At 73.2% G+C, this 23,369-nt stretch carries 18 protein-coding genes; 3 read left to right on the top strand and 15 right to left on the bottom strand.

Translation table 11 applies throughout. The features are described from left to right. The first annotated feature begins 344 nt into the window (after positions 1 to 344). From ACZ6S5_RS14200 to ACZ6S5_RS14190, 3 genes are all read left to right on the top strand, one after another. On the top strand, positions 345 to 3,680 hold the full coding sequence (locus ACZ6S5_RS14200; RefSeq protein WP_466000529.1) for a ThuA domain-containing protein: 3,336 nt from the start codon (positions 345 to 347) through the stop codon (positions 3,678 to 3,680). Between the two features lie 88 nt (positions 3,681 to 3,768). Then, on the top strand, positions 3,769 to 4,842 hold the full coding sequence (locus ACZ6S5_RS14195; RefSeq protein ID WP_466000528.1) for a sugar phosphate isomerase/epimerase family protein: 1,074 nt from the start codon (positions 3,769 to 3,771) through the stop codon (positions 4,840 to 4,842). A gap of 108 nt (positions 4,843 to 4,950) precedes the next feature. Next, positions 4,951 to 6,135 (top strand): ROK family transcriptional regulator, encoded by a 1,185-nt coding sequence (locus tag ACZ6S5_RS14190; protein ID WP_466000527.1) that lies wholly within the window; start codon positions 4,951 to 4,953, stop codon positions 6,133 to 6,135. 167 nt (positions 6,136 to 6,302) lie between these two features. Here the strand turns inward: ACZ6S5_RS14190 and ACZ6S5_RS14185 are convergent, their stop codons facing one another. From ACZ6S5_RS14185 to ACZ6S5_RS14115, 15 genes are all read right to left on the bottom strand, one after another. Continuing rightward, positions 6,303 to 7,313, bottom strand: a complete 1,011-nt coding sequence (locus tag ACZ6S5_RS14185; RefSeq protein ID WP_466000525.1) for a sugar phosphate isomerase/epimerase family protein — start codon at positions 7,311 to 7,313, stop codon at positions 6,303 to 6,305. 195 nt (positions 7,314 to 7,508) lie between these two features. Next, entirely contained in the window at positions 7,509 to 8,576 is a 1,068-nt protein-coding gene (locus ACZ6S5_RS14180) for a polyprenyl synthetase family protein (protein ID WP_466000523.1), read from the bottom strand. Further along, positions 8,573 to 9,967 (bottom strand): alkaline phosphatase family protein, encoded by a 1,395-nt coding sequence (locus ACZ6S5_RS14175; protein ID WP_466000522.1) that lies wholly within the window; start codon positions 9,965 to 9,967, stop codon positions 8,573 to 8,575. The genes ACZ6S5_RS14180 and ACZ6S5_RS14175 overlap by 4 nt, the downstream gene beginning before the upstream one ends. Then, positions 9,964 to 11,151 carry a metabolite traffic protein EboE gene (gene eboE, locus ACZ6S5_RS14170; protein WP_466000521.1) on the bottom strand — a complete coding sequence of 396 codons (1,188 nt, stop codon included), beginning with the start codon at positions 11,149 to 11,151 and terminating at the stop codon, positions 9,964 to 9,966. Before eboE ends, ACZ6S5_RS14175 begins: the two co-directional genes overlap by 4 nt. Then, complete coding sequence (locus tag ACZ6S5_RS14165; RefSeq protein ID WP_466000520.1) at positions 11,151 to 12,002, bottom strand: TatD family hydrolase; 852 nt, start codon at positions 12,000 to 12,002, stop codon at positions 11,151 to 11,153. Before ACZ6S5_RS14165 ends, eboE begins: the two co-directional genes overlap by 1 nt. Then, positions 12,002 to 12,622, bottom strand: a complete 621-nt coding sequence (locus ACZ6S5_RS14160; RefSeq protein ID WP_466000519.1) for an EboA domain-containing protein — start codon at positions 12,620 to 12,622, stop codon at positions 12,002 to 12,004. Before ACZ6S5_RS14160 ends, ACZ6S5_RS14165 begins: the two co-directional genes overlap by 1 nt. A 32-nt stretch (positions 12,623 to 12,654) precedes the next feature. Beyond that, positions 12,655 to 13,542: a sugar phosphate isomerase/epimerase family protein gene (locus ACZ6S5_RS14155; RefSeq protein WP_466000517.1), complete on the bottom strand. Its 888-nt coding sequence runs from the start codon at positions 13,540 to 13,542 to the stop codon at positions 12,655 to 12,657. Then, positions 13,539 to 14,402 (bottom strand): SCO3242 family prenyltransferase, encoded by an 864-nt coding sequence (locus ACZ6S5_RS14150; protein ID WP_466000516.1) that lies wholly within the window; start codon positions 14,400 to 14,402, stop codon positions 13,539 to 13,541. Before ACZ6S5_RS14150 ends, ACZ6S5_RS14155 begins: the two co-directional genes overlap by 4 nt. Continuing rightward, positions 14,399 to 15,547, bottom strand: a complete 1,149-nt coding sequence (locus ACZ6S5_RS14145) for an inositol-3-phosphate synthase (RefSeq protein WP_466000514.1) — start codon at positions 15,545 to 15,547, stop codon at positions 14,399 to 14,401. Before ACZ6S5_RS14145 ends, ACZ6S5_RS14150 begins: the two co-directional genes overlap by 4 nt. Before the next feature lie 221 nt (positions 15,548 to 15,768). Next, on the bottom strand, positions 15,769 to 16,974 hold the full coding sequence (locus ACZ6S5_RS14140) for a Gfo/Idh/MocA family protein (protein WP_466000512.1): 1,206 nt from the start codon (positions 16,972 to 16,974) through the stop codon (positions 15,769 to 15,771). A gap of 20 nt (positions 16,975 to 16,994) precedes the next feature. Next, positions 16,995 to 18,047, bottom strand: a complete 1,053-nt coding sequence (locus ACZ6S5_RS14135) for a substrate-binding domain-containing protein (RefSeq protein WP_466000510.1) — start codon at positions 18,045 to 18,047, stop codon at positions 16,995 to 16,997. A 91-nt stretch (positions 18,048 to 18,138) separates the two neighbouring features. Next, complete coding sequence (locus ACZ6S5_RS14130) at positions 18,139 to 19,248, bottom strand: ABC transporter permease (protein WP_466000509.1); 1,110 nt, start codon at positions 19,246 to 19,248, stop codon at positions 18,139 to 18,141. 43 nt (positions 19,249 to 19,291) lie between these two features. Next, the gene (locus tag ACZ6S5_RS14125) at positions 19,292 to 20,896 is read right to left on the bottom strand and encodes a sugar ABC transporter ATP-binding protein (protein ID WP_466000541.1); all 1,605 of its coding nucleotides are present in this window, start codon (positions 20,894 to 20,896) and stop codon (positions 19,292 to 19,294) included. 17 nt (positions 20,897 to 20,913) lie between these two features. After that, on the bottom strand, positions 20,914 to 22,092 hold the full coding sequence (locus ACZ6S5_RS14120; RefSeq protein ID WP_466000507.1) for an ROK family transcriptional regulator: 1,179 nt from the start codon (positions 22,090 to 22,092) through the stop codon (positions 20,914 to 20,916). 211 nt (positions 22,093 to 22,303) lie between these two features. Further along, positions 22,304 to 23,320: a YihY/virulence factor BrkB family protein gene (locus tag ACZ6S5_RS14115; protein ID WP_466000505.1), complete on the bottom strand. Its 1,017-nt coding sequence runs from the start codon at positions 23,318 to 23,320 to the stop codon at positions 22,304 to 22,306. Positions 23,321 to 23,369 lie beyond the last annotated feature (49 nt).

The following is a 23,369-nucleotide window of genomic DNA, read 5'->3' as shown; positions in this document are numbered from 1 at the left end:
ACGCGCCACCCTCCCACAACCCACCAACACACAACCCCACCCCCCACGACCCCCCCCCCCCCCCCCCCCCCCCCCCCCCCCCCCCCCCCCCCCCCCCCCCCCCCCCCCCCCCCCCCCCCCCGCTGCCGTCTGTCCGAAAAGTATGCCGACACTCCTACTTTTGCTCATCCTGAGCAAAAGTAGTGCCGGTTCATCGAAAACTTTTGGCTGCACCCTCTTCTCTTTGGTCCCTCGCGCAAATATCGTCTCGCGTAGAACCTGGCCAGGCTCTCGTCACCTCCCCAGCGACCTCCTCAGCCTCGTCCCGGCGCTGAGGCGGACCCGCCCGACCAGAGCGAGGTTCGATGCGCAGACCGTTCGGCCGCAGGGCCGCCACCCATCTCAGCCTGCTCGCTCTCGCCGGCGCGACGCTCGTCGCGACCGCTGAGCAGGCTCCGACCCCGGCGCAGGCCGCGCCGGTGCTCACCGCTCCGGCACCAAACAGCAACGGCATCCAGTACAAGGTGCTCGTCTTCACGAGGTCGGCCAGCGGCAACAACGCCGCGACCGCGGCCGGCGTGCAGGCCATCCAGCAACTCGGGCAGGAGCGGCGCTTCACCGTCGAGGTGACCAACGACGCCCGCAAGTTCGACGAACCGCACCTGAAGCAGTTCCGCGCCGTGGTGTTCCTCAACACCGCCGGCGACGTGCTCAACGACGCCCAGCAGGCGGCCTTCGAGCAGTACTACCGCGACGGCGGCGGCTTCGTCGGCGTCAACTCCGCCATCGAGGCCGAACCGGACTGGTCGTTCCTCACCAACGTGCTCGGCACCCGGGCCACCGGGGCGCCGTCCGCGGTCAGCAAGGCCACCGTCACGGTCGCCGACCGGGTCCACCCGGCCTCGAAGACGCTGCCGCAGCGGTGGAGCACTACCGACCGGTGGTACAACTTCGCGGCCAACGTCCGGGGCGTCTCGCACGTGCTGGCCACGGTGGACGAGAAGACGTACACCGGCGGCACCATGGGCTTCGACCACCCGATCACCTGGTGCAAGGACTACCAGGGCGGGCGATCGTTCTACACCGGACTCGGTGCCACGCCCGACAGCTACGACACGGTGGACCTGCGGGCCCACCTGGGCGGCGCGATCCAGTGGGCGGCCGGGGTGACCGACGGCGACTGCGGCGCGACCGTGCTGGCCAACTACCAGATGACGGTTATCGGGGCCCAGCCCAACGTCAACGAGCCGATCGGCTTCGACGTGCTCCCCGACGGCCGGGTGATCCAGACCGACCGGCGCGGCGGCGTACGGCTGCACAACCCGGAGACGAACGAGACCACCGTCCTCGCCCAGATCCCCGTCTACACCAACAGCGAGGACGGGATGTACGGGCCGGCGATCGACAACGACTTCGCCACCAACAAGTGGGTCTACCTCTACTACGCGCCGCCGCTGGACACCCCGACCGGCAGCGCGCCGACCACCAGCACCGACCCGCACGCCTGGGACGTGTGGAAGGGCTACTTCCAGCTCTCCCGGTTCAAGTTCGTCGACGGCGGGACGCCCTCGCTGGACCTGAGCACCGAGCAGAAGATCCTCCAGGTGCCGGTCGACCGGGGTGCCTGCTGCCACGTGGCCGGTGACATCGCGTTCGACTCGAGGAACAACCTCTGGCTGGTCACCGGGGACGACACCCCGGCCGGCGGCGGCGGGTCGGGTGGCTTCTCGCCGCACAACGACTCGGTCAGCGCCACCGGCGTCTACCAGGCCCCGTTCGTCGACGCCCGGCGCAGCTCGGCCAACACCAACGACCTGCGCGGCAAGATCCTGCGGATCACGGTCGGCGCGGACGGCTCGTACACCGTCCCGGCGGGCAACCTGTACCCGTCCGGCACCGAGAAGACCCGGCCGGAAATCTACGCGATGGGCTTCCGGAACCCGTTCCGGATCACCCTCGACAAGAACGACGTCGCCTACATCACCGACTACTCCCCGGACTCGTCGGTGGCGCAGGTCGGGCGGGGCCCCGCGGGCACCGGCCGCATGATGGTGGTCGACAAGCCGGCGAACTACGGCTGGCCGATGTGCGTGCAGCCGAACCTGCCGTACATCGAGATGAACTGGACCACCAACCCGATCTCTCCGGTCGCCCCGTTCGACTGCGCGGCACCGAAGAACACCTCGCGGCACAACACCGGCCTGACCGACCTGCCGCCGGTGGAGAAGTCCGAGCTGTGGTACTCGTTCCAGGCGCCGACCCCGTGCCCGGAGTCCTACCTGTCGACGCCCACCCAGACCTGCCCGGTGCTCTTCCCCGAGCTGGGGACCGGTGGTGTCGGCCCGCACGGCGCGGCGAAGTACGACTACGACCCGGAGCTGAGGTCGGAGACGAAGTTCCCCGCGTACTACGACGGCGCCATCTTCTTCGGTGAGTTCACCCGGGACACCCTCAAGGAGATCCGGCTGGACGACAAGGGTGACACCCTGAAGATCAACAATGTGTTGAACTGCGGGCAGGCACCCACCACCCCGACCAAACCGTTCCTCTGCGACAACCCGATGGACATGCGCTGGGGCAAGGACGGCAACTTCTACCTGCTGACGTACGGCGACGGGTTCTTCAACATCAACCCGGACGCGGCGATGCTCAAGTTCAGCTACGTCAAGGGCCTGCGGGCGCCGACCGCGGTGCTGAACGCCACCCCGACCAACGGGATCGCGCCGCTGACCGTCGCCTTCTCCAGCGAGGGCTCGAAGGACCCGGACCCGGGCGACTCGATCAGGTTCGCCTGGGACTTCGACGGCAACGGCACCACCGACTCGATCGACCCGAACCCGTCGTTCACCTACACCGCCAACGGCGTCTACACCGCCCGGCTGACGGTGACCGACTCCAGCGGCAAGACCGCGTCGGCGAACACCACCATCACCGTCGGCAACACCGCGCCGACCGTCACCGTCAACACCCCGCTCGAGGGCGGCTTCTTCAGCTGGGGCGACGACATCCCCTGGTCGGTGACCGTCACCGACCCGGAGGACGGCCCGATCGACTGCAGCAGGGTCGAGGTCACCTTCGTCCTCGGCCACGACACCCACGGCCACGGCGAGGCCAACCAGTTCGGCTGCTCGGGCGTACTGCCCACGGACGCGGACGACGCCTCCCACGGCGGCTACATCTACGGCGTGGTCAGCGCGTCGTACAGCGACAAGGGGGCGAACGGGCAGCCGGCGCTGACCACGTTGGACCAGCAGATCGTCCAGGCCAAGCGCCAGGAGGTCGAGTTCGCCACCGACGAGTCCGGCACCACGGTCGGCACCAGCGCGGACACCGGCGGCGGGCAGCAGCGCGGCAGCCTCGACCCGGGCGACTGGATCGCGATCAACAACACGGTGAACCTCAAGAACATGCAGTCGGTGACGCTGCGGACCTCCGGAGGCAGCGCCGCCACCGCCGGGCAGCCCCGGTTCGGTGTCGAGTTCCGGCTGGACTCCCCCACCGGACCGCTGCTGACCACCGCCACGGTCAACGCGACCAGCGGCAACAACGCCTTCACCGGCACCACCGTGCCGATCACCGACCCGGGCGGTTCGCACAAGCTCTACCTGGTCTTCACCACCGTCTCCGGCGGTCCGACCAGCGGCTTCGGCAACCTCAACTGGGTCGACTTCACCGGCCAGGGCATCGGCGTCACGCCGTGACTCCCGGGGTGGGGTCGCCGCCGCAGTGGCGGCCCCACCCACCACCTCCCCACACCAGCCCAGCACCATTGAGAAAGGCAGCCAGGACATGAACGACACATCGCACGGGATGAGCCGCCGCCGGATGCTCGGCACCATCGCCGGGGCGGCGGGCGCCGTCGCCGTCGGCGCCGCCGGCTTCGCCCCGTCGGCCGCCTTCGCCGGCAACGGCCTGCTCGTCCCCACCGGCAAGCGGGGCATCATCCTCTACAGCGTCCGCGACCGGATCGGCGCCGCCGACGACGGCACCGGGGTGCCGTACGGGTTCGAGCGGGTGCTCGCCCGGCTCGCCGAGATCGGCTACCAGGAGGTCGAGTTCGCCGGGTACACCCAGCACACCTCGATCCTCGGCCGGCAGATCACCCCGGCGGAGATCCGCCAGATCCTCGACGACAACGGGCTGCGCGCCAACGGCTCGCACGCCTCGGTCCCGGGCGCCGTCAACCCGACCACCATCGCCCAGTTCGAGCAGACGCTGGACACCGCCGAGATCCTCGGCATGTCGCACATCGGCACCGGCAGCGACCCGACCGGCAGCAACTACCAGGCCGACTGGGACGCCGCCGTCGACCGGTGGAACTTCTTCGGCGAGATGGCCGCCGCCCGGGGGCTGAAGCTGTACACCCACAACCACGACGCGGCGTACAACTTCCTGCTGGACAGCGGGCCGCTGGACGCGTCGGGCCGGCCGACCCGGTCCTCCGGCGTCCGGAAGCTGGAGTACTTCATCGCCCGGACCAACCCGGAGTGGGTCTGGTTCGAGATGGACATCTACTGGGCGCACGTGGCGCAGTACCGGTACCGCAGCTACACCGACCCGGACGGGGTGACCCAGACCAGCATCTTCGACCCGCTGGCCGTGGTCGCCGCCCAGCCGATCCGGTTCCCGCTGTTCCACGCCAAGGACGGCAAGATCAACACCAGCACCACCAACGGGTACGACATGGTGCCGCTCGGCGAGGGCGACATCGACTACGGCACCTTCTTCGCCAACATGGGCGCCAAGGGCTACCACAACCCGATGTGGGAGCAGGACACCGCGCCCGGCGGCACCGCCGACCCCGGCCGGTCGCTGCGCTACGCCGAGGTCAGCTACCAGCACATGGCGAGTCTGCGGGGCTGATCGACCCGAACGAACCGTAGGGGCCGCCGCCGGGAAACCGGGGGCGGCCCCTCCGCGTCACCCGCCCGTGACCGGGATGTGGCACATTTCCGGAGGGAGGTGATCGCGATGAGCATGGTCGGACCGGAGAACGCGGACCAGGTACGGCTGCTGTGCCTGCTGCGCGACGACGGACCGCGCTCGCGGGCGGAACTCAGCGACGTCCTGGGCCTGCCCCGGGCCCGGTTCGCCGCCGAGGTGGAACGGCTGACGGCGCTCGGCCTGGTGGAGGCCGCCGGGCCGGCCGCCTCCCGGGGCGGTCGCCGGTCGTCCCTGCTGCGGCTCGGCGGGCAGGTGCGCTTCGGTGCGGTCGTCCTCGGCGACGGACGGCTCGACGTCGCCCTCACCGACGGTGAGCTGACCGTCCTGGCCCGCCGCACCGAGCCGGTGGACGTCCGGCTCGGGCCGGAGGCGGTGGTGGGCCGCGCGGTCGAACTCCTCGGCAAGCTCCGGGCCGAGGCGGGGCTGGCCCGGCTGACCGGGGTCGGCGTGGCGCTGCCCGCGCCGGTCGCGGTCCGGGACGGCGCGCCGGTCGCCCCGCCCGCGCTGCCCGGCTGGCACGGGTTCCCGGTCCGCGACACCATCACCGCGGAGCTGGGGTGCCCGGTGCAGGTCGACAACGACGCCAACGTGATGGCCCTCGGCGAGCGGCACGCCGGCACCGGCCGCCCGTTCGACGACTTCCTGTACGTGAAGTTGGGCAACGCCGTCGGCTGCGGGCTGGTGCTGGGCGGCACGCTCTACCGGGGCGCGACCAGCGGGGCCGGTGATGTCGGCCACCTCCAGCTCGCCGAGGACGGGCCGCTCTGCGGCTGCGGCAACACCGGTTGCGTCGAGGCGTACTGCGGTGATGCCGCCCTGGTGCGCGAGGCGGTGACCGCCGCGCGGGCCGGACGCTCGACGGCGCTCGCCGACCGGCTGGCCGAGGCCGGGACGCTGACGGTGGCGGACCTGGCCCGGGCGGCGACCGGCGGCGACGCGGGCGCCCAGACGCTGGTCCGGGACGCCGCCCGCCGGCTCGGGCAGGTGCTGGTCGGCCTGGTGAGCTTCGTCAACCCGGCCCTCGTGATCATCGGCGGCGCGACCGCCGGCCTCGGCCCGATCCTGCTCGCGGAGATCCGCGGGGTGGTCTACCGGCGGTCGACGCCGTTGGCCACCGGAAGCATGCCGATCGTCCTGTCCGACCTCGACGACCGGGCCGGTCTGGTCGGCGCGGCCCGGCTGGTCAGCGAGCAGGTCTTCGCGGCCTGCTGAGTTCCCCGTATCCCCGCTGCGACCGCCCGTGACCGTGCCGGCGGCAAGACACCGATCCGGACGCTACGAACTTGATGACGCAGGTGATTCACCGGGTCGGACGGCCGGCGGGCCGGCCGGGCGGCGGCGAGTCGTTCACGTCATCAAGTTCGTAGCGGGCGGCAAACTCAGTCCCGGCTGCTGCTGAAGGCGGCGTCGAAGGCGGCCGCCGGGGCGTCGAACGCGAGCCGGCGGACGAACTGGAGCGCCTCGGGCGCGCCGACCAGGCGGTCCATGCCGGCGTCCTCCCACTCGATCGAGATCGGGCCGTCGTAGCCGATCGCGTTCAACGCGCGGAAGCAGTCCTCCCACGGCACGTCCCCGTGGCCGGTGGAGACGAAGTCCCAGCCCCGCCGCAGGTCCGCCCAGGGCAGGTGGGAGGAGAGCCGCCCGCGCCGGCCGTCGCCGGTACGCACCTTCGCGTCCTTGCAGTCGACGTGGTAGATCCGGTCGGCGAAGTCGAAGATGAAGTTGACCGGGTCCAGCTCCTGCCAGACGAAGTGCGACGGGTCCCAGTTCAGCCCGAACGCCGGCCGGTGGCCGATCGCCTCCAGGGTCCGCTTCGTGGTCCAGTAGTCGTACGCGATCTCGCTCGGGTGCACCTCGTGGGCGAAGCGCACACCCACCTCGTCGAAGACGTCGAGGATCGGGTTCCACCGGTCGGCGAAGTCCTGGTAGCCGCGCTCGATCATCGCCGGCGGCACCGGCGGGAACATGGCCAGGGTGTGCCAGATCGACGAGCCGGTGAAGCCGATGACGGTCCGCACGCCGAGCTTCGCCGCCGCCCGCGCGGTGTCCTTCATCCCCTCGGCGGCGCGCCGGCGGACGCCCTCCGGCTCGCCGTCGCCCCAGATCCGGGCCGGGAGGATGTCCTGGTGCCGCTCGTCGATCGGGTGGTCGCAGACCGCCTGGCCGACCAGGTGGTTGGAGATGGCGAAGACCTGGAGGTTGTGCTTGGCGAGGGTGGCCCGCTTCCGGTCCACGTACGAGTCGTCGGCGAGCGCCTTGTCGACCTCGAAGTGGTCGCCCCAGCAGGCGATCTCCAGCCCGTCGTACCCCCACTCGGCGGCCAGCCGGCAGACCTCGTCGAACGGAAGATCGGCCCACTGGCCGGTGAAGAGCGTGATGGGTCGCGCCATTGTCCTTCTCCCCTGTCGTGATGGGGGATTCCGTAGCGGACCGGGGCGAGGGCGACCGGGTGCGGGCGACCTCGTCGAAGCACCGGTGGGCGCGGTCGCGCCTGGGCCCGTCGGGTTGCGCCTCCCGGCGGGTCACCGGCCACCTCGCGGTCGCCGCCCCCACTCTACGGTCGAGCGGGGCCGGCGCGGAAGGGCTCAGTGCCGCCGGTCGACCGCCCGCGCCGCGAGGTCCGCCAGGGCGCCCCGGGCCGGTTCCGCCAGCGGCAGCTGGGCCAGCGCGGCCCGCGCGGCGTCGGCCCGCGCCCGGATCATCCCCTCGACCCGCTCCCGCGCGCCGGTGGCCTCGATGATCCCGCGGGCCTCGGCGGCGCCCGCCTGGTCCAGGCCCGGGTCGCCGACCAGCGCCCGCAGCCGGGCCGCCCGGGCCGGCCCGGCCCCGGCGCGGGCCAGCGCCAGCAGCACCGTCGACTTCCCCTCGCGCAGGTCGTCCAGGTTGGACTTGCCGGTGACCGCCGGGTCGCCGAAGACGCCGAGCAGATCGTCGCGGAGCTGGAACGCCTCGCCGAGCGGGTCACCGAAGCCCGCCAGCGCCGCCACCACGTCCGGGTCCGCGCCGGCCAGGGCGGCGCCGATCTGCACCGGTCGGGTCACCGTGTAGCGGGCCGTCTTCAACCGGATCACGGTGAGGGCGTCGGCCACCGAGCCCGCACCGGCGGCGCCCACCACGTCCAGGTACTCCCCCGCGATCACCTCGGCCCGCATCCGGGCGAAGAGGACCTGCCCCCGCCGGATCCGCTCCTGGTCGAGCCCACAGCCGTGGAACATCTGCCCCGACCAGGCGGCGCAGAGGTCGCCGCAGAGCAGGGCCGCGTCCCGGCCGTACGCCTCGGGATCGCCGTGCCAGCCGGCGCGGGCGTGCAGGTCGGCGAAGATCCGGTGCACCGAGGGCTTCCCGCGCCGGCGGTCGCTGCCGTCGAGGATGTCGTCGTGGATCAGGGCGAAGGCGTGGAACAGCTCCAGCGCCGCCGCCGCGACCACGATCGGCCGGCCGTCCGGGCCGCCGGAACCCCGCCAGCCCCAGTAGCAGAAGAGCGGCCGCAGCCGCTTGCCACCGGCGAGGACGAACCGGCGGAGCACGGCGTGCACGGCCAGTGTCCCGTCGTCCGACCGACCCGGCCGCCGCTCACGCAGGAACGCGGCGAGCGCGGCGTCGAAGCGGTCCCGCAGCAGGGTCGGGTCGGTCGGTACGACGGTGAGGGTCATGGCGCCTCCGAGGCCAGTCCGGCGAGCTGGAGCAGCAGTGCCTTCACGTCGGTGGCGGCGACCCGGTCCCGGGCCGCGGCGGGGTCGGAGCAGAGCAGCACCGGCCCGTCGGCCGGATCGGCGGGCAGCCGGCCGTGCGAGCCGCGTACCGCCCGGGCCCCGGCGTCCAGCCCGACCACGCTCATCAGGTAACGCATCCCGAGCTTCTTGCGGGCCAGCGCCACCGCCGCGCGCCGCTTCGCGGCACCCGGGCCGGCCGGGTCGAAGAAGAGCTCGGCCGGGTCGTAACCCGGCTTCCGATGAATTTCCACCAGCCGGGCGAAGTCGGGCGCGCGGGCGTCGTCGAGCCAGTAGTAGTAGGTGAACCAGGCGTCCGGCTCGGCCACCAGCACCAGCTCGCCGGCGCGGGCGTGGTCCAGCCCGTACCCGGCCTGGCCGGCGGCGTCCAGCACCTCGGCCACCCCGGGCAGCGCCGCGCAGAGCTTCGCCACCGCCGGCACGTCCGCCGGGTCCTTCACGTACACGTGCGCCACCTGGTGGTCGGCGACCGCGAAGGCCCGCGACGTCCACGGGTCCAGATACTCCATCCCGGCCTGGGTGTAGACCCGCAGCAACCCCTCCGCGCGCAGCAACCGGTTGACGTCGACCGGCCGGGAGACGTCGGTGATGCCGTACTCGGAGAGCACGACCACCGTGGCCTCCCGCGCCCGGGCGGCGTCGAGCAGCGGCGCGAGCACCGCGTCCAGCTCCGCCGCCGCGGCGGCGGCCTCCGGCCCGGACGGCCCGAACCGTTGCAGGTCGTAGTCGAGGTGCGGCACGTAGACCAGGGTCAGGTCGGGCGACTGCTCGGCGAGGATCTTCTCCGCGGCCCGGCAGATCCACCGGGACGAGGGCAACCCGGCCCCCGGCCCCCAGTAGGTGAAGAGCGGGAAGGTGCCGAGCGCGTCGGTCAGGGTGTCGTGCAGCTCGGGCGGGTCGGTCCAGCAGTCCGGCTCCTTACGCCCGTCGGCGTGGTAGATCGGCCGGGGCGTCACCGTCCAGTCCACGTCGGCGCCCATCGCGTACCACCAGCAGACGTTGGCCACCCGGTAGCCGGGCTCCACCCGCCGGGCGGCCTGCCACAGCTTCTCCCCGCCGACCAGCGCGTTGTGCTGCCGCCAGAGGAACACCTCGCCGAGGTCGCGGAAGTACCAGCCGTTGCCGACGATGCCGTGCCCGGACGGCGGTTCGCCGGTGAGGAAGGTGGACTGCACCGAGCAGGTGACCGCCGGCAGCACGGTGCCCAGCTCGGCGGCGAAGCCGGCCTCGGCCACCGCGCGCAGCCGGGGCATGTGCGCCAGCAGCCGCGGGGTCAGCCCCACCACGTCCAGCACGACCAGTCGCCGGCTCATCGCGCCACCCCCACCGTCGTGGCCAGCCCGAGGCCGGCCAGCTCGTCGCGGGTGAAGGCCAGCTCGGCGGCGATGCCGGCGGCCAGCTCCGGGTCGGTGCGCGGCCGCCGCGCCGCCGGCAGCACCCCCCACGTGTACGTCTCGACGTCGAGGTGGTCGCAGCCGGCGACCGGTCCGGCGAAGAGCGCGGCGAGGGCGGCCCGCAGCACCGGCACGGTCGAGGTGAGCGGCGGCTCGGGCGGGGCGTGCAGCGGCACGTGGTAGTGCACCCGCCACGGCCCGGGCAGGCACGCGTCGAGGGCGACGTCCAGGTCGTCGGCCGCGTACGCCGGGTGGGCCGGGTCGGCGGTGCCCGCGCAGCCGGCCGTCCGGGTCTGGTGCAGGAAGCGCGGCTCGACCCAGCGGCGCAGCGCCTCGACGGACTCGGCCGGCTCGGCCGCCGCGAGGGCGGCGGAGACCTGCACCTTGACCACCGGCAGCCCGGCGGCCCGGAGCCGGCCCAGCGCCTCGACCGGCTCCTCCCAGGCACAGGCGAGGTGCGCCAGGTCCAGGCAGATCCCGAGCCGGTCGGTATCCATGGTTGACAATACCCCGCCCGCCTGTCCCGTCGACTCCACCAGACAACCCGGCTCCGGCTCGAAGCCGACCCGGATCACCCGGCCGGTCTCCCGCTCCACCGCGGCGAGGCCGGCGGCCAACTCGTCGAGGCGGCGCCGGGCGGCGTCGGCCCGGCCGGCGTCCCAGGGCGTACGCCAGGCCAGCGGCAGGGTGGAGATCGAGCCGCGGGCCGCGTCGTCGGGGAGCAGGTCGGCCAGCACCCGGGCCAGGTCGAGCGTGTACCCGAGCCGTTCCGGGGTGGTCCAGTCCGGGTGGTAGACGGCGCCCTTCACCACCGGCGCCTGGAAGGCCGCGTACGGGAAGCCGTTGAGGGTGACCACCTCGAGCCCGCGTACGGTCAGCTCGTGCCGGAGCCGGCGGCGGGCCGCCGGGTCGGCGGCGAGTTCCGCGGCGACCGGCGCGGCCAGCCAGAGCCCCAGGCCCAGCAGGTCGGTGTCGAGCGCCCGCCGGACCCCGACCGCGTACGCGTCGAGCTGGGCGAGGACGCCGGCCAGGTCCTCGGCGGGATGGACGTTGGTGCAGTAGCCGAGGTGGACGGTGCTGCCGTCGGCGTGCCGGAACCGCATCACTCGCCCCCACGCAGGATGGAGTTGCCGGCGAAGGTGGGCGCCGGGGCGTCCAGGTCGCTGAGGTCCAGCCGCCCGGACTGGCCGTAGAACTCGACCGGGTTGCGCCACAGCACCTGGTCCACGTCGTCCTCGGTGAACCCGGCGTGCAGCATCTCCTCCCCGGTGGCCCGGGTGAGCAGCGGGTCGGAGCGCCCCCAGTCGGCGGCCGAGTTGACCAGCATCCGCTCGGTCCCGTACGTCCTCAGCAGCTCGACCATCCGGGGCGGCGACATCTTGGTCTCCGGATAGATGGAGAAGCCCAGCCAGCAGCCGGTGTCCCGGACCAGCTTCACGGTGACCTCGTTGAGGTGGTCGACCAGCACCCGCCCGGGGTCGATGCCGGACTCGGCCACCACCGCCAGGGTGCGCTCGACCCCGCGCGCCTTGTCCCGGTGCGGGGTGTGCACCAGGGCGGGCAGGTCGTGCGCGACGGCCAGGGCGAGCTGGCCGGCGAAGGCGGCGTCCTCGGCCGGGGTCATCGAGTCGTAGCCGATCTCGCCGACCGCGACCACGCCGTCCTTGTCCAGATAGCGCGGGAGCACGTCGAGCACCGGGCGGCAGCGCGGGTCGTTGGCCTCCTTCGGGTTCAGCGCCACGGTGGCATGGTGCCGGACGCCGAACTGCCCGGCCCGGAACGGCTCCCAGCCGACCAGCGAGTCGAAGTAGTCGACGAAGGAGTCGACGCTGGTGCGGGGCTGGCCGAGCCAGAACGCCGGCTCCACCACCGCGCGTACCCCGGCGGCGGCCATCCGCTCGTAGTCGTCGGTGGTCCGGGACGTCATGTGGATGTGCGGATCGAAGATGCGCATCACGCCTCCCTGGCGGTGGTGGGGTGCGAGCCGGCGCCGAGTCGGACGAGCAGGTCGGTGGCGTCGGCGGGCATGGTCCGGCCGGCAGCGTGCCGTTCGGCGGCGAGCGCGGCCATCATGGTGGCCAGCTCGCCGTCCGCCCGGCCGTCCAGGTCGTCCACGGCGGCCAACGGCACGCCGGTGAAGACGCACTTCAGCACGGCCTGCCGCCAGGCCGCCTGCTCCAGGTGCCGGGCGTACGGGCCGAGCGCCGCGGCGATCAGCCGGGTGTCGTTGGTGCGGATCGCGTCGTGCAGCAGCGGCACGCACTCGGCCCCGATGGGCAGCAGCGGCAGGGCCCGCAGCACGGCCCGCTTCTCGGCGGCGTCGCCGTGCCGGTAGAGCGAGTCGGCCACGAACGCGTGGTCGCCGGGGAGGGCGGTGAGCAGCAGCGCCCGGGCCGCCTCGTCGACGGTCCAGCCGGGCGGGTCGGGCAGCGGCCCCCGACCGCACCGCCGGGCGGCGGCGGCGAACAGCCGCGGGATCGCGGTGGGTTCGGTCGCGACGCGGCGCAGCGCCGCGTCCAGCCATTGCGGATCGGGTACGCCGCGCAGCGCGGCGCGCAGTCCGTCGGGTGTCATGCCGTCTCCCCTCTGAGCCGGGTGGCAGGTGGTCAGCCACCGCCTTTGGCGGCGGTGCGCAGGAAGTCGAGCGAGTGGGCGGCGACGGTGGGCGCGGCGTGCGAGTGCCGGGGCAGCTCCACCGCCACCAGCCCGCGGTAGCCGGCGTCGGCGAGGGCGCGCAGCACCGGCGGGAAGTCGATCTCGCCGGTACCGAACTCCAGGTGCTCGTGGACGCCCCGGCGCATGTCGTCGATCTGCACGTTGACCAGATGGTCGGCGACCGCCGCCACGCAGTCGGGCACCGGAGCCGGCTCCAGGCAGCGGCAGTGCCCGATGTCGAGAGTGATCCCGAACCGGGGCGGCGCGCCGAGGGCGTCCCGCAGCCACCGCCAGCCGGCGATGTCCTCGACCAGCATTCCCGGCTCGGGCTCGAAGCCGAGCGGCACGCCGGCCGCCTCGGCCTCGGCGCACACGGTGGCGCAGCCGGCGACCAGGCGGTCCCGGGCGACGTCGGCCGGCACCTCGGGCGGCCGTACGCCGGCCCAGAAGGAGACCGCCTCCGCGCCCAGGTCCGCGCCGATCCGGACGGCCCGGCGGAGGAACTCGATCCGCAGCGCCGGGTCGTCGTGCAGCAGGGTCGGGGCGTGCTTGTGCCACGGGTCGAGCAGGTACCGGGCCCCGGTCTCGACCACCACCCCGAGGCCGAGGGCGCTCAACCGGTTGGCGACGGCGGCCACCCGGCGGGTCAGGCCGGGGGCGAACGGGTCCAGGTGGTCGTGGTCCAGGGTGAGCGCGACCCCGTGGTAGCCGAGGTCGGCCAGGACCGCGAGCGCGTCGGTGAGGCGGTGGTTGGCGAAGCCGTTGGTGCCGTACCCGAAGCGGAGGGCGGCCGGGTCGAGCGGCGGGCGGTCAGGCGGGGGCGGCGGTGAGGCGGTCATGTCGGTGAGATCAGTCGGGCCAGGCGGCGGCCGAGCGGCGCGGCGGCGGCGACGGCGAGGCCGAGCAACCGCGAACCGGCCCGGGCGGTCAGCGCGCCCTGCAACGCGGGCAGCCCGGTGATGCCCGCGCCGACGGCGGCGCGTACCCGGGGCGGCGACGGGTCGGCGAGCACCCGGGCCTGCGCGGCCCCGTAGCGGGTGGCGTAGCCGGCGGCCAGCGCCATCGGGACCGGGTCGGCCCGGCCCAGCGCGGTGGCCGCGACCAGGGCGGTGCCGGCCAGGGTGGCCCGGGGCAGCCGCCGGTCCGCGCCGGAGACCTCGCGCCGGGACAGCGCGGTGACGGTCCAGGTGTGCGCGGCCACGGTCAGCGCCGCCGGCACCGCCCGGACCAGCCCGCGCCCGGCCGGGGCCGCCGGCCCGGCGCTCGCGCCGAGCAGCACGTCCAGGCCCCGGCAGGCGGCCATCACGGCGGGACCGGCGGCGGTGTCCTTGGCGAGCAGGTCGTACCCCCAGATCGCGGCGGCGAGCGGGACCGCGACGGCGGCGGCCCGCCGGCCCCCGGCGGCGGTGGCGAGGGCGACCCCGGCGGCGGTCAGGCCGGCCGCGACGCCGAGCGCGGCGGCCGGGCGGACCCGGCCGGACGGGATCGGCCGCTCGGGGCGCTCGACCGCGTCCAGCCGCCGGTCGGCCCAGTCGTTGCCGGCCATGCCGGCCCAGTAGAGCAGCACCGACGCCCCGGCCAGCGCGGGCGTACGCCGGTCCAGCGTGCCGGCCGCCGCCGCGCCGGCCAGCACGTCCCCCGGCACGGAGAGCGCGGCGGGCGCCCGGACCAGCTCGGCGAGGTCGGCGAGGCGCGTCATCGCGCCGTTCCCGCGTGCAGGCCGGCGACGAACTCGCGCAGCAGCGTCCACTGCTCGGCGAGCGCGTGGGTGGGCGCGCCGAGCCCGTCCTTGAAGAAGAACGCCAGCTCGGTCAGCGGTCCGGTACGCCCGGCGGCGTGCGCGGCGGCGGTGAGCCGGGCCAGGTCGAGCACCAGCGGGGCGGCGAGCGCGGAGTCGCAGCCGTGCCAGGTGAACTCCATCCGCATCCCGGTGCCGAGGAACCCGGCGAAGGTGACCAGGTCCCAGGCGGTCTTGAAGTCGCCCAGCTCGGCCACGTGGTCGATCCGGGTGTCGCCCTCCGGGACGTAGCCGAGGGTCTCCCCCAGCACCCGCTGCTTGCTGGCCACCTTGGCGGCGTTGGCGGCCGGCTCGGCCAGCGTGGCGCCGTCCCCGCCGCCGAGCAGGTTGACCCCGGACCAGGAGCGCACGGCCAGGTGCCGCATCGCGAACATGGGCGCGAGCACCGACTTGACCAGGGTCTCCCCGGTCTTGCCGTCGTGGCCGGCGTACGGCAGGCCCTGTTCGGCGGCCAGCTCGGCGAGGGCGGGCAGCCGTGCCCCGGTGGACGGGGTGAAGTCGACGTACGGGCAGCCGACGGTGAACGCCGCGTACGCGTACGACGAGCTGGGCGGCAGCACGTCGGCGGGGCCGGCCAGCGCGGCGCGCAGCGCGGCGAGGTCTTGGTGGGCCGGGTGCGGCGTGGCGGCCGGTTCGGTGGCGGAGACGTTGACCACCACCACCCGGTCCAGCCCGTGCCGGTCCCGGAACGCGGTCAGGTCGCGGGCCACGGCGTCGATCCGGTCCGCCTGGGTGCCCCCGCTGGGGGCGGGCCGCAGCTCCTCCTCGACGCCAGCCAGCTCACCGGCGAGGGCGTCGACCAGCCGCCCGGGCAGCACCCCGGCGGCGGCGAGCGCCTCGGCCCGCTTGGCCAGCGGGGTGGCGACCACGTCGTGGCCGCCCAGGACGAGGTCGGTGAAGGCGGGCAGGGCCGGCCCCCGCAGCTCGGGCAGCTCGGTGACGCAGCCGGTCGGACCGGTGAGCCCGGCCCGCAGGGCCAGCGCCCCGACGATGCTGGTGGTCGCGACCGAGCCGCGCGCTCCCACCAGCCAGACACCCGTACGCATGATGCTTCCTCCCCGTCGTCGTCGGGTCGGCCCGCCGGTGCGGCCGGGGAATCCCGGTCCGGCCGCACCGGACGGCCGTGCTGGTCGTGCCGTCCGGAGGAGTCCGGCGGCACGCTTCCCCGGGGTCGACCTCGTCCCCGCCGCGGGGCGCAACCACGGCGGGCCCTCGCCGGTCGACTCCGGAAAGCTGCTCGGGCGGCGCCGGCCGGCGCCGCGTCGGATCAGGCGGCGAGCTCGGCCAGCGCGGGTTCCACCTCCGTCCACGCGGCCAGCTCCGCCGAGCGGGTCACCGCGTCCAGCACGAGCTGGACCTGCAACGCGTCGGCGAACGACGGCGTCGGGTCGGTGCCGGTGGCGACCGCCTCGACGAAGTCGCGCATCTGGTGGGTGAAGGAGTGCTCGTAGCCGATGATGTGGCCGGGCGGCCACCAGGCCGACATGTACGGGTGCTCCGCCTCGGTCACCAGGATCCGGGTGAAGCCCTGCTCGGCCGCGGGCCGGGTGGCGTCGTAGTACTCCAGCTCGTTGAGGCGTTCCAGGTCGAACACCACGGTGCCGAGCGAGCCGTTGATCTCCACCCGGAGGGCGTTCTTGCGGCCGGTGGCGAACCGGCTCGCCTCGTACGTGGCGAGCGCGCCCCCGTCGAGCCGGGCCACGAAGACCGCCGCGTCGTCCACGGTGACCTGGCCCATCGCCTGGCCGTTGCCGTCGGCCTGCGCGGCCAGGCCGCTCGAGCCGGCCGGCAACGGCCGTTCCTTGACGAAGGTCTCGGTCGCCGCGCTGACCCCGGAGATCAGCTGTCCGGTGACGAACTGGGTGAGATCGATGATGTGCGCACCGATGTCACCCAGCGCGCCGGAACCCGCCTTGTCCTTCTGCAACCGCCAGACCAGCGGGAACTGCGGGTCGACGATCCAGTCCTGCAGGTACACGGCCCGGACGTGCCGGATCTCGCCGAGCCGCCCGTCGGCGACGAGCTGCCGCATCATGGTGACCGCGGGCACCCGGCGATAGTTGAACCCGCACATCGCGCGTACCCCGGCGGACCGGGCGCGGGCGGCGGCTGCCGCCATCTCCCGGGCCTCCGCCACGGTGTTCGCGAGGGGCTTCTCGCACAGGACGTGCTTGCCGGCGGCCAGCGCGGCGAGAGCGATCTCGCAGTGACTGTCCCCCGGTGTGCAGATGTCGACCACGTCGATCTCATCGGATTCGACCAGCCGGCGCCAGTCCGTGGTGTGCCCCTCCCAGCCGAGCCGGTCGGCGGCCTCGGCCACCTTCCCGCCGTCCCGGCCGGAGATGAGCGCCATCCGGACCCGCGCCGGCAGGTCGTAGACCCGGTTCACGGTGCGCCACGCCTGGGAGTGCGCGGCGCCCATGAACGCGTAGCCGACCATGCCGACCCGCAGGAGGTTGTCGTGAGTGGACAAGGTGGGTCTCCCCCCGTGTGTCAGAACCCGAGCTTGAGGTAGTCGCTCGCGTTCTCCTTGGTGATCGTCTCGGAAGCCAGCACGATCTCCTTCGGAACCTGGAGCTCCACCAGGTCGGACATGCCCTTGTTCTGGCCGATGAGCCGGGCCAGCGAGATGGCCGAGGAGGCCATCGACGGGCTGTAGGTGACGGTCGCCTTCAGGACGGTGTTGTCGGCCTTGATGTCCTCCATGGCCTTCTTCGAGCCGGCGCCGCCGACCATGAAGAACTCCTTGCGGTTGGCCTGGTTGACCGCGGCGAGGACCCCGATGCCCTGGTCGTCGTCGTGGTTCCAGAGCGCGTCGATCTTGGGCAGCGCCTGGAACAGGCCGGTGGCCGCCTGCTGCCCCGAGTCGGCGGTGAACTCGGCCGGGCGGCGGTTGGCCACCTTCAGGCCGTACGAGGCGAGGGTGTCCGCGAAGCCCTTGGAGCGTTCCTGGGTCAGCTCCAGGGAGTCGATGCCGGGGATCTCCCCGATCACCGGGTTGCTGACGCCCTTGGCCTTGAGCTGCTCGGCGATGTAGGTGGCGGCGGCCACCCCCATGCCGTAGTTGTCGCCCTTGATCTGGAGCCGGTAGGCCCGCGCGTCGGGGAAGGCCCGGTCCAGGTTGACCACCGGGATGCCGGCCTTCATCGCCTCCAGGCCGAACGCGTTGAGCTCCTTGCCGTCGTGCGGCAGCAGCACGATCACGTCGGGCTTCTGGGAGACCAGGGTGGACAGCGCCGCGCGCTGGGCCGCCGCGTCCGCGCCGGCCTCCACCGACTTGAGCTCCACGTCCGAGTACGCCCCGGCCTGCGCCTTGGCGTTGTTGGTGATGGCGGCGATCCAGCCGTGGTCGGCGGCCGGGGCGGAGAAGCCGATGGTCACCTTCTTGCCCGGCTCGGCGTTGCCGCCGGTCGCCGCCGCCTTGGTCTGCGCGGCGGTGGGCGCCTGCTCGTTGCTGGTGCACGCGGTGAGCAGCGCACCGGCGGAGAGAGCGGCCCCGCCGAAGAGCAGCCGGCGGCGCGACAGGTCGCGACCCTGCGTTGTCATGACGGCCTCCTGATGAGGTGGTGAGGTGAAAAAGGGTGTGCTGGGCCCGGCCACCGTCGCTGTCGAGGTGGCCGCCGGTTGCGCGGTGGGATCAGGTGGTGGTGGCCCGGTTACGGGCGAGGAACTGCTTGAGACTGCCGAACTGCACCTGCTGGACGAGGACGGCGGCGACGATGATGCCGCCCTTGACCATGTTCTGGGCCTCGGTGGAGAGGCCGTTGATGGCGAAGAGGTTGGTGATGGTGGAGAAGATGACCACCCCGAGCAGGGAACCGATGATGGTGCCCCGCCCGCCGCTGAGCAGCGTGCCGCCGATGATCGCGGCGGCGATCGCGTCCAGCTCGTAGAGGTTGGCCATCGCCGCCTGGGCGGAGGTGGCCTGCGCGGTCAGCATGATCGCGGCGATGCCGCAGCAGAGGCCGGAGAGCGCGTAGAGCAGCAGCGTGTGCCGGCGGACGTTGATGCCGGCGAGCCGGGCCGCCTCCGGGTTGCCGCCGACGGCCACGGTGCGGCGGCCGAACGTGGTCCGGTTGAGCAGCACCCAGCCGGCGATCACCACCGCGGCCAGGATGTAGACCAGCAGCGGGATGCCGAGCACGTTCGTGCTGGCGATGCCGTTGATGAACTGGTTGTTCGAGACCTGCGTCTGCTTGTCCGAGATCTCGGCGGCCAGGCCGCGGGCGGCCACCATCATGGCCAGCGTGGCGATGAACGGCACCAGCCGCCCGTACGAGATGAGCAGGCCGTTGACCACGCCGACGGCCAGTCCGACAACCAGCGCGCTGAAGATCATGCCGCCGGCGCCGTAGCTCTGGGTGGCGACCGTGGTGCACCAGACCCCGGCGAGCGCGACGATCGCGCCGACCGACAGGTCGATGCCGCCGCCGATGATCACGAAGGTCATCCCGACGGTGACCACGCCGACCACCGAGGCGAGCTTGAGGATGGTGAGCGTGTTGCCCCACACCCAGCTCGCGTTGCCGTAGAGGTCGGGCCGGGTGAGGATGCCGATCACGACCAGCACCACCAGGGTGGCCAGCAGGCCCAGGTTGCGCTTGGCGCCCTCCCCGCCGTCCCCGCGCCACCAGGAGAGCCGGGCCGGCGCCTCGGCCTTCGCCGTCTCGGCCGGGTCGACCGGCGGCGACTGGGCCGGCAGCCCCGCCGCCCGCTCCGGCGTCGCGGTGGGTGTCATCTCGCTCATGCCGCGGCCTCCGTCCACAGTTCGGTGTCTGCGCATCGCTCGGTCATGCCGGCGCGCCTTCCATCAGGGACCCCGCCATGACGAGGTCGAGCACGGTGTTCTCGTCGAGGTCGCCGGCCGGGGCCTCCCGGACCACCCGGCCCTCCCGCATCACCAGCACCCGGTCGGCCAGACCGAGCACCTCGGGCACCTCGCTGGAGACCAGCAGCACCCCGACGCCCCGCGCGGCCAGTTCCCGGACCACCTGGTAGAGCTCGGCCCGGGCGCCCACGTCGACGCCCCGGGTCGGCTCGTCGAGCAGCAGCAGCCGGGTGTCCCCGAGCAGCCACCGGCCGACCACCACCTTCTGCTGGTTGCCGCCGGAGAGGGTGCGCACCGGCCGGCGTACGTCGCGGGGACGCAGTTCGAGGGACTTCGCGATCCGGTCCGCCTCGGCCCGTTCCCGGCCGGCGTCGGTGAAGCCGAGGCGGGCGTACCGGCCGAAGGTGGCCAGCGTGACGTTGCGGTAGATCGGCTCGCCGAGCAGCAGCGCCTGGCTCTTGCGCTCCTCCGGGGCCATCCCCATGCCGGCCTTCACGGCCGCGCCCACGCTGCCCGGGCGCAGCGTCCGGTCGCCCATCCGGACCGTGCCGGCCTGCGCCCGCCGCGCGCCGTAGATGGTCTCCAGCAGCTCGGAGCGGCCGGAGCCGACGAGGCCGGCGATGCCGACGATCTCCCCGGCCCGCACGGTCAGCGAGACGTCGGCGAACTCGCCGTGCCGGGTCAGCCCGTCCACCCGCAGCAGCTCCGCGCCGGGTCGCTCCTCGGCCGGCCGGTCGGGGAAAACGTACTCGATGGTCCGGCCGGTCATCCGGGCGACCAGGTCGCGGGTCGGGGTGTCGCGCGCCGGCAGGTTCGCCGCGGTGGTCCGGCCGTCCTTGAGTACGGTGACCCGGTCGCCGATCTCGCGGATCTCCTCCATCCGGTGCGAGATGTAGATGACCGCGATGCCCTGCGCGGTGAGCTCCCGGATGATCCGGAACAGGTTGCCCACCTCGTCGTGGGCGAGCACGGCGCTCGGCTCGTCCATGATGATCAGTCGGGCCTCGTGGGAGAGTGCCCGGGCCATGCTGACGATCTGCTTGCCGGCGGCGGGCAGGTGCCGGACCAGCCGGCCGGGCGGGATCTCCGGGTGGCCGAGCCGGGCCAGGATCTGCCGGGTACGCCGGGCCATCTGGCCGCGGCGGACGAAGCCGAGTCGCTTCGGCTCGTGACCGAGGAAGGCGTTCTCCGCCACCGACAGGTCCTCGACCAGGTCGAGTTCCTGGTAGATGGTGGCGATCCCGGCCCGCATCGCGGCCTGCGGGTTGGCGAAGGCGGCGGGCTGGCCGCGCCACTCGACCTCGCCGGAGTCCGGCCGGTGCACCCCGGCGAGCACCTTGATCAGGGTGGACTTGCCGGCGCCGTTCTGCCCGAGCAGGCAGTGCACCTCGCCGGCGCGCACCTCCAGCTGCACCCCGTCCAGCGCGCGTACGCCGGGGAAGGTCTTGACCACGTCGGTGAGGCGCAGCACCACCTCGCCCGCGACGGTGTCGGCGGGGGCCTCCACCAGCGGCGTCTCCGTCACGTCGCCCTCCTCGCTGTGCTCGGCCGGTCCCCCGTGGTCCATGGGTGTCTCCGGGGTGGTCATGCCGCCTCCCCGAAGGCCAGGTCGCTGGCGAGCACCGCGGCGCCGGCGACGCCGGCGCGCGGGCCCAGCTCGGAGAGGACCACGGGGAGGTTGCCGGTGGCCAGCGGCAGCGAGCGGCGGTAGACGACGCTCCGGATCTCGGCGAGCAGGATGTGGCCGAGCTGGGCCAGCCCGCCGCCGATCACGATCATCGACGGGTTGGTGAAGCTGACCAGCCCGGCCAGCACGCTGCCCACCCGGCGACCGCCGTCCCGGATCAGCTGGATGCAGGTGACGTCCCCCTCGGCCGCCCCCTGCGCCACGTCCAGCGCGGTCACCGCACCTCGGGCCGCCAGCCGCTCGGCCAGCGCCGGGGAGACCTCGGCGCGGGCCGCGGCGGTGGCCTCCCGGGCCAGCGCGGCGCCGCTGAACACGGCCTCCAGGCAGCCGACGTTCCCGCAGGAGCACATCGGACCGTTCGGGTCGACCTGAATGTGGCCGATGTCGCCGGCGCACCCGTCGGTGCCCCGGTAGACCTCGCCGTTGAGGTAGATGCCGCAGCCGATGCCGGTGCCGATCTTGATGAAGAGGAAGTCGTCCACCGAGTGGGCGACCCCGCCGTGCCGCTCGCCGATCGCCATGATGTTCACGTCGTTGTCAACCACCGCCGGGCAGCCGTGCTCCCGGGTCAGCAGCTCACGGACGGGGAACCGGTCCCAGCCCGGCATGATCGGCGGCGAGACCGGCACCCCGTCCCGGAAGCTCACCGGCCCCGGCACGCCGATGCCCACCGCGTCGAGCCGCTCGTACGCCCCGTCGACCTTGGCCTTGTGCAGCAGCTCGTTGACCCGCTGGAGGGTCACCTTCGGCCCGGAGCGGATGTCGGCCTGCTCGGTGTAGGCGGCCACCGGTTCCAGCCGGCCGTTCACCACCTCGACGTCGATCGAGCTGGCGCCCAGGTCCACCGCGGCGAAGCGCAGGTGCGGGCTCAGCTCGACCAGCGTGGACCGCCGGCCGCCCCGCGAGGCGGCCAGCCCGGCCTCGGCGACGTAGCCGAGGCCGACCAGGCGCTCCAGCTCGGCGAGGAGGCGCGGACGGGGCATCTGCAACCGGTCGCCGAGTTCGGCGCGGGAGACCGCGCCCTCGTCCCGGAGCAGTCGCAGGAGCTGTACGTGCAGGGGGTCGACTGTCCGCACCGGGACTCACCTCCGCATCGGAGTCGTTCACATCGACGCAATGGCGATGTGTCGTGTCCGACACAGTAGGAGGCTTCGGGGTGACGTGTCCATAGCTTCAGCAGATCCAGTCCAAACTTTTGTCAATCTGAGCAAAAGCAGGAGTGGATCAAGAAAAACGCTCGCCCCCGTCGCGGGCGCGGGCGGCGGGGGCGGAGCGGGGGCGTACGGGTCAGCGGCGGGTGGCCGCGTTGTGCTTCTTCTTCAGCTTGCGATCGTCCCGGAGCTCCACGTACGGCTCCTCGGTGGCGGAGTGCCCGGCCGCGATCGCCCGGCTGCGCTCCAGCTCGGCGTCGAACTCCGCGCCGAGCAGGATCGCGACGTTGCTGAGCCAGAGCCAGACCAGGAAGATGATCACCCCGGCCAGCGCCCCGTACGTCTTGTTGTACGAGCCGAAGTTGCCGACGTAGAGCGCGAAGAGGCCGGAGATCACCACCCAGATCACCACGGCCAGCAGGCCGCCCGGGCTGACCCAGCGGAAGCCGCCCTGGCGGGCGTTCGGCGACGCCCAGTAGAGGATCGCGAACATGAGGCTGACCAGCACCAGCAGCACCGGCCACTTGACCACGTTCCACACGGTCACGGCGGTCGACCCGAGCCCGATCGCGCTGCCCGCCTGCTCGGCGAGACCGCCGGTGAAGACCACGATGATCGCGGCGGCCAGCAGCATCACGCCGATGACGGCGGTCACGCCGAGCCGGATCGGCAGGGTCTTCCAGACCGGCCGCCCCTCCGGCACGTCGTAGATGCTGTTGGAGGCGCGCATGAAGGCGCCGACGTACCCGGAGGCGGACCAGAAGGCGGCGAGCAGGCCGATGATCGCGGCGATGCTGGCCAGCCCGCCGGAACGGCCCGCCTGCTCGATCGCCGTGGTGATGATGTGCCGGATGTTGTCCTCCGGCACCACCTGGTTGACGGTGTCCTCCACCCCCTTGGTGGCGCTCTCGCCGAGCAGGCCGAGCAGCGAGATCAGCACCAGCAGACCCGGGAAGATCGACAGCACCCCGTAGTAGGTGAGCGCGGCGGCCCAGTCGGTCAGGCTGTCCTCCTGGAACTCCCTGACCGTGCGCTTGAGCGTCGCCACCCACCCGGTGCCGGACAGCTCGGTCGGGCTCTCCGGCCCGTCGTCCGGCCCCACCGGCCGGACCCGGTCACGCCCGTTCCGGGCGGAAGACTCCTCGGCGGCCATCGCTTCTCCCTCGTCGTCGCGTCGTGCCCCGTGACATGCCCCGACGACG

This window comes from Micromonospora sp. NPDC051924 (assembly GCF_055586005.1).
The sequence above is the reverse complement of the archived record's forward strand: the minus strand, read 5'-3'. Positions and strand labels throughout refer to the sequence as shown.

Excerpts from the sequence above, each read along its gene's own strand:
- ACZ6S5_RS14200 (WP_466000529.1), top strand. The coding sequence starts at position 345 with ATGCGCAGACCGTTCGGCCGCAGGGCCGCCACCCATCTCAGCCTGCTC.
- ACZ6S5_RS14195 (WP_466000528.1), top strand. The coding sequence starts at position 3,769 with ATGAACGACACATCGCACGGGATGAGCCGCCGCCGGATGCTCGGCACC.
- ACZ6S5_RS14190 (WP_466000527.1), top strand. The coding sequence starts at position 4,951 with ATGAGCATGGTCGGACCGGAGAACGCGGACCAGGTACGGCTGCTGTGC.
- ACZ6S5_RS14185 (WP_466000525.1), bottom strand. The coding sequence starts at position 7,313 with ATGGCGCGACCCATCACGCTCTTCACCGGCCAGTGGGCCGATCTTCCG.
- ACZ6S5_RS14180 (WP_466000523.1), bottom strand. The coding sequence starts at position 8,576 with ATGACCCTCACCGTCGTACCGACCGACCCGACCCTGCTGCGGGACCGC.
- ACZ6S5_RS14175 (WP_466000522.1), bottom strand. The coding sequence starts at position 9,967 with ATGAGCCGGCGACTGGTCGTGCTGGACGTGGTGGGGCTGACCCCGCGG.
- eboE (WP_466000521.1), bottom strand. The coding sequence starts at position 11,151 with ATGCGGTTCCGGCACGCCGACGGCAGCACCGTCCACCTCGGCTACTGC.
- ACZ6S5_RS14165 (WP_466000520.1), bottom strand. The coding sequence starts at position 12,002 with ATGCGCATCTTCGATCCGCACATCCACATGACGTCCCGGACCACCGAC.
- ACZ6S5_RS14160 (WP_466000519.1), bottom strand. The coding sequence starts at position 12,622 with ATGACACCCGACGGACTGCGCGCCGCGCTGCGCGGCGTACCCGATCCG.
- ACZ6S5_RS14155 (WP_466000517.1), bottom strand. The coding sequence starts at position 13,542 with ATGACCGCCTCACCGCCGCCCCCGCCTGACCGCCCGCCGCTCGACCCG.
- ACZ6S5_RS14150 (WP_466000516.1), bottom strand. The coding sequence starts at position 14,402 with ATGACGCGCCTCGCCGACCTCGCCGAGCTGGTCCGGGCGCCCGCCGCG.
- ACZ6S5_RS14145 (WP_466000514.1), bottom strand. The coding sequence starts at position 15,547 with ATGCGTACGGGTGTCTGGCTGGTGGGAGCGCGCGGCTCGGTCGCGACC.
- ACZ6S5_RS14135 (WP_466000510.1), bottom strand. The coding sequence starts at position 18,047 with ATGACAACGCAGGGTCGCGACCTGTCGCGCCGCCGGCTGCTCTTCGGC.
- ACZ6S5_RS14130 (WP_466000509.1), bottom strand. The coding sequence starts at position 19,248 with ATGAGCGAGATGACACCCACCGCGACGCCGGAGCGGGCGGCGGGGCTG.
- ACZ6S5_RS14125 (WP_466000541.1), bottom strand. The coding sequence starts at position 20,896 with ATGGACCACGGGGGACCGGCCGAGCACAGCGAGGAGGGCGACGTGACG.
- ACZ6S5_RS14115 (WP_466000505.1), bottom strand. The coding sequence starts at position 23,320 with ATGGCCGCCGAGGAGTCTTCCGCCCGGAACGGGCGTGACCGGGTCCGG.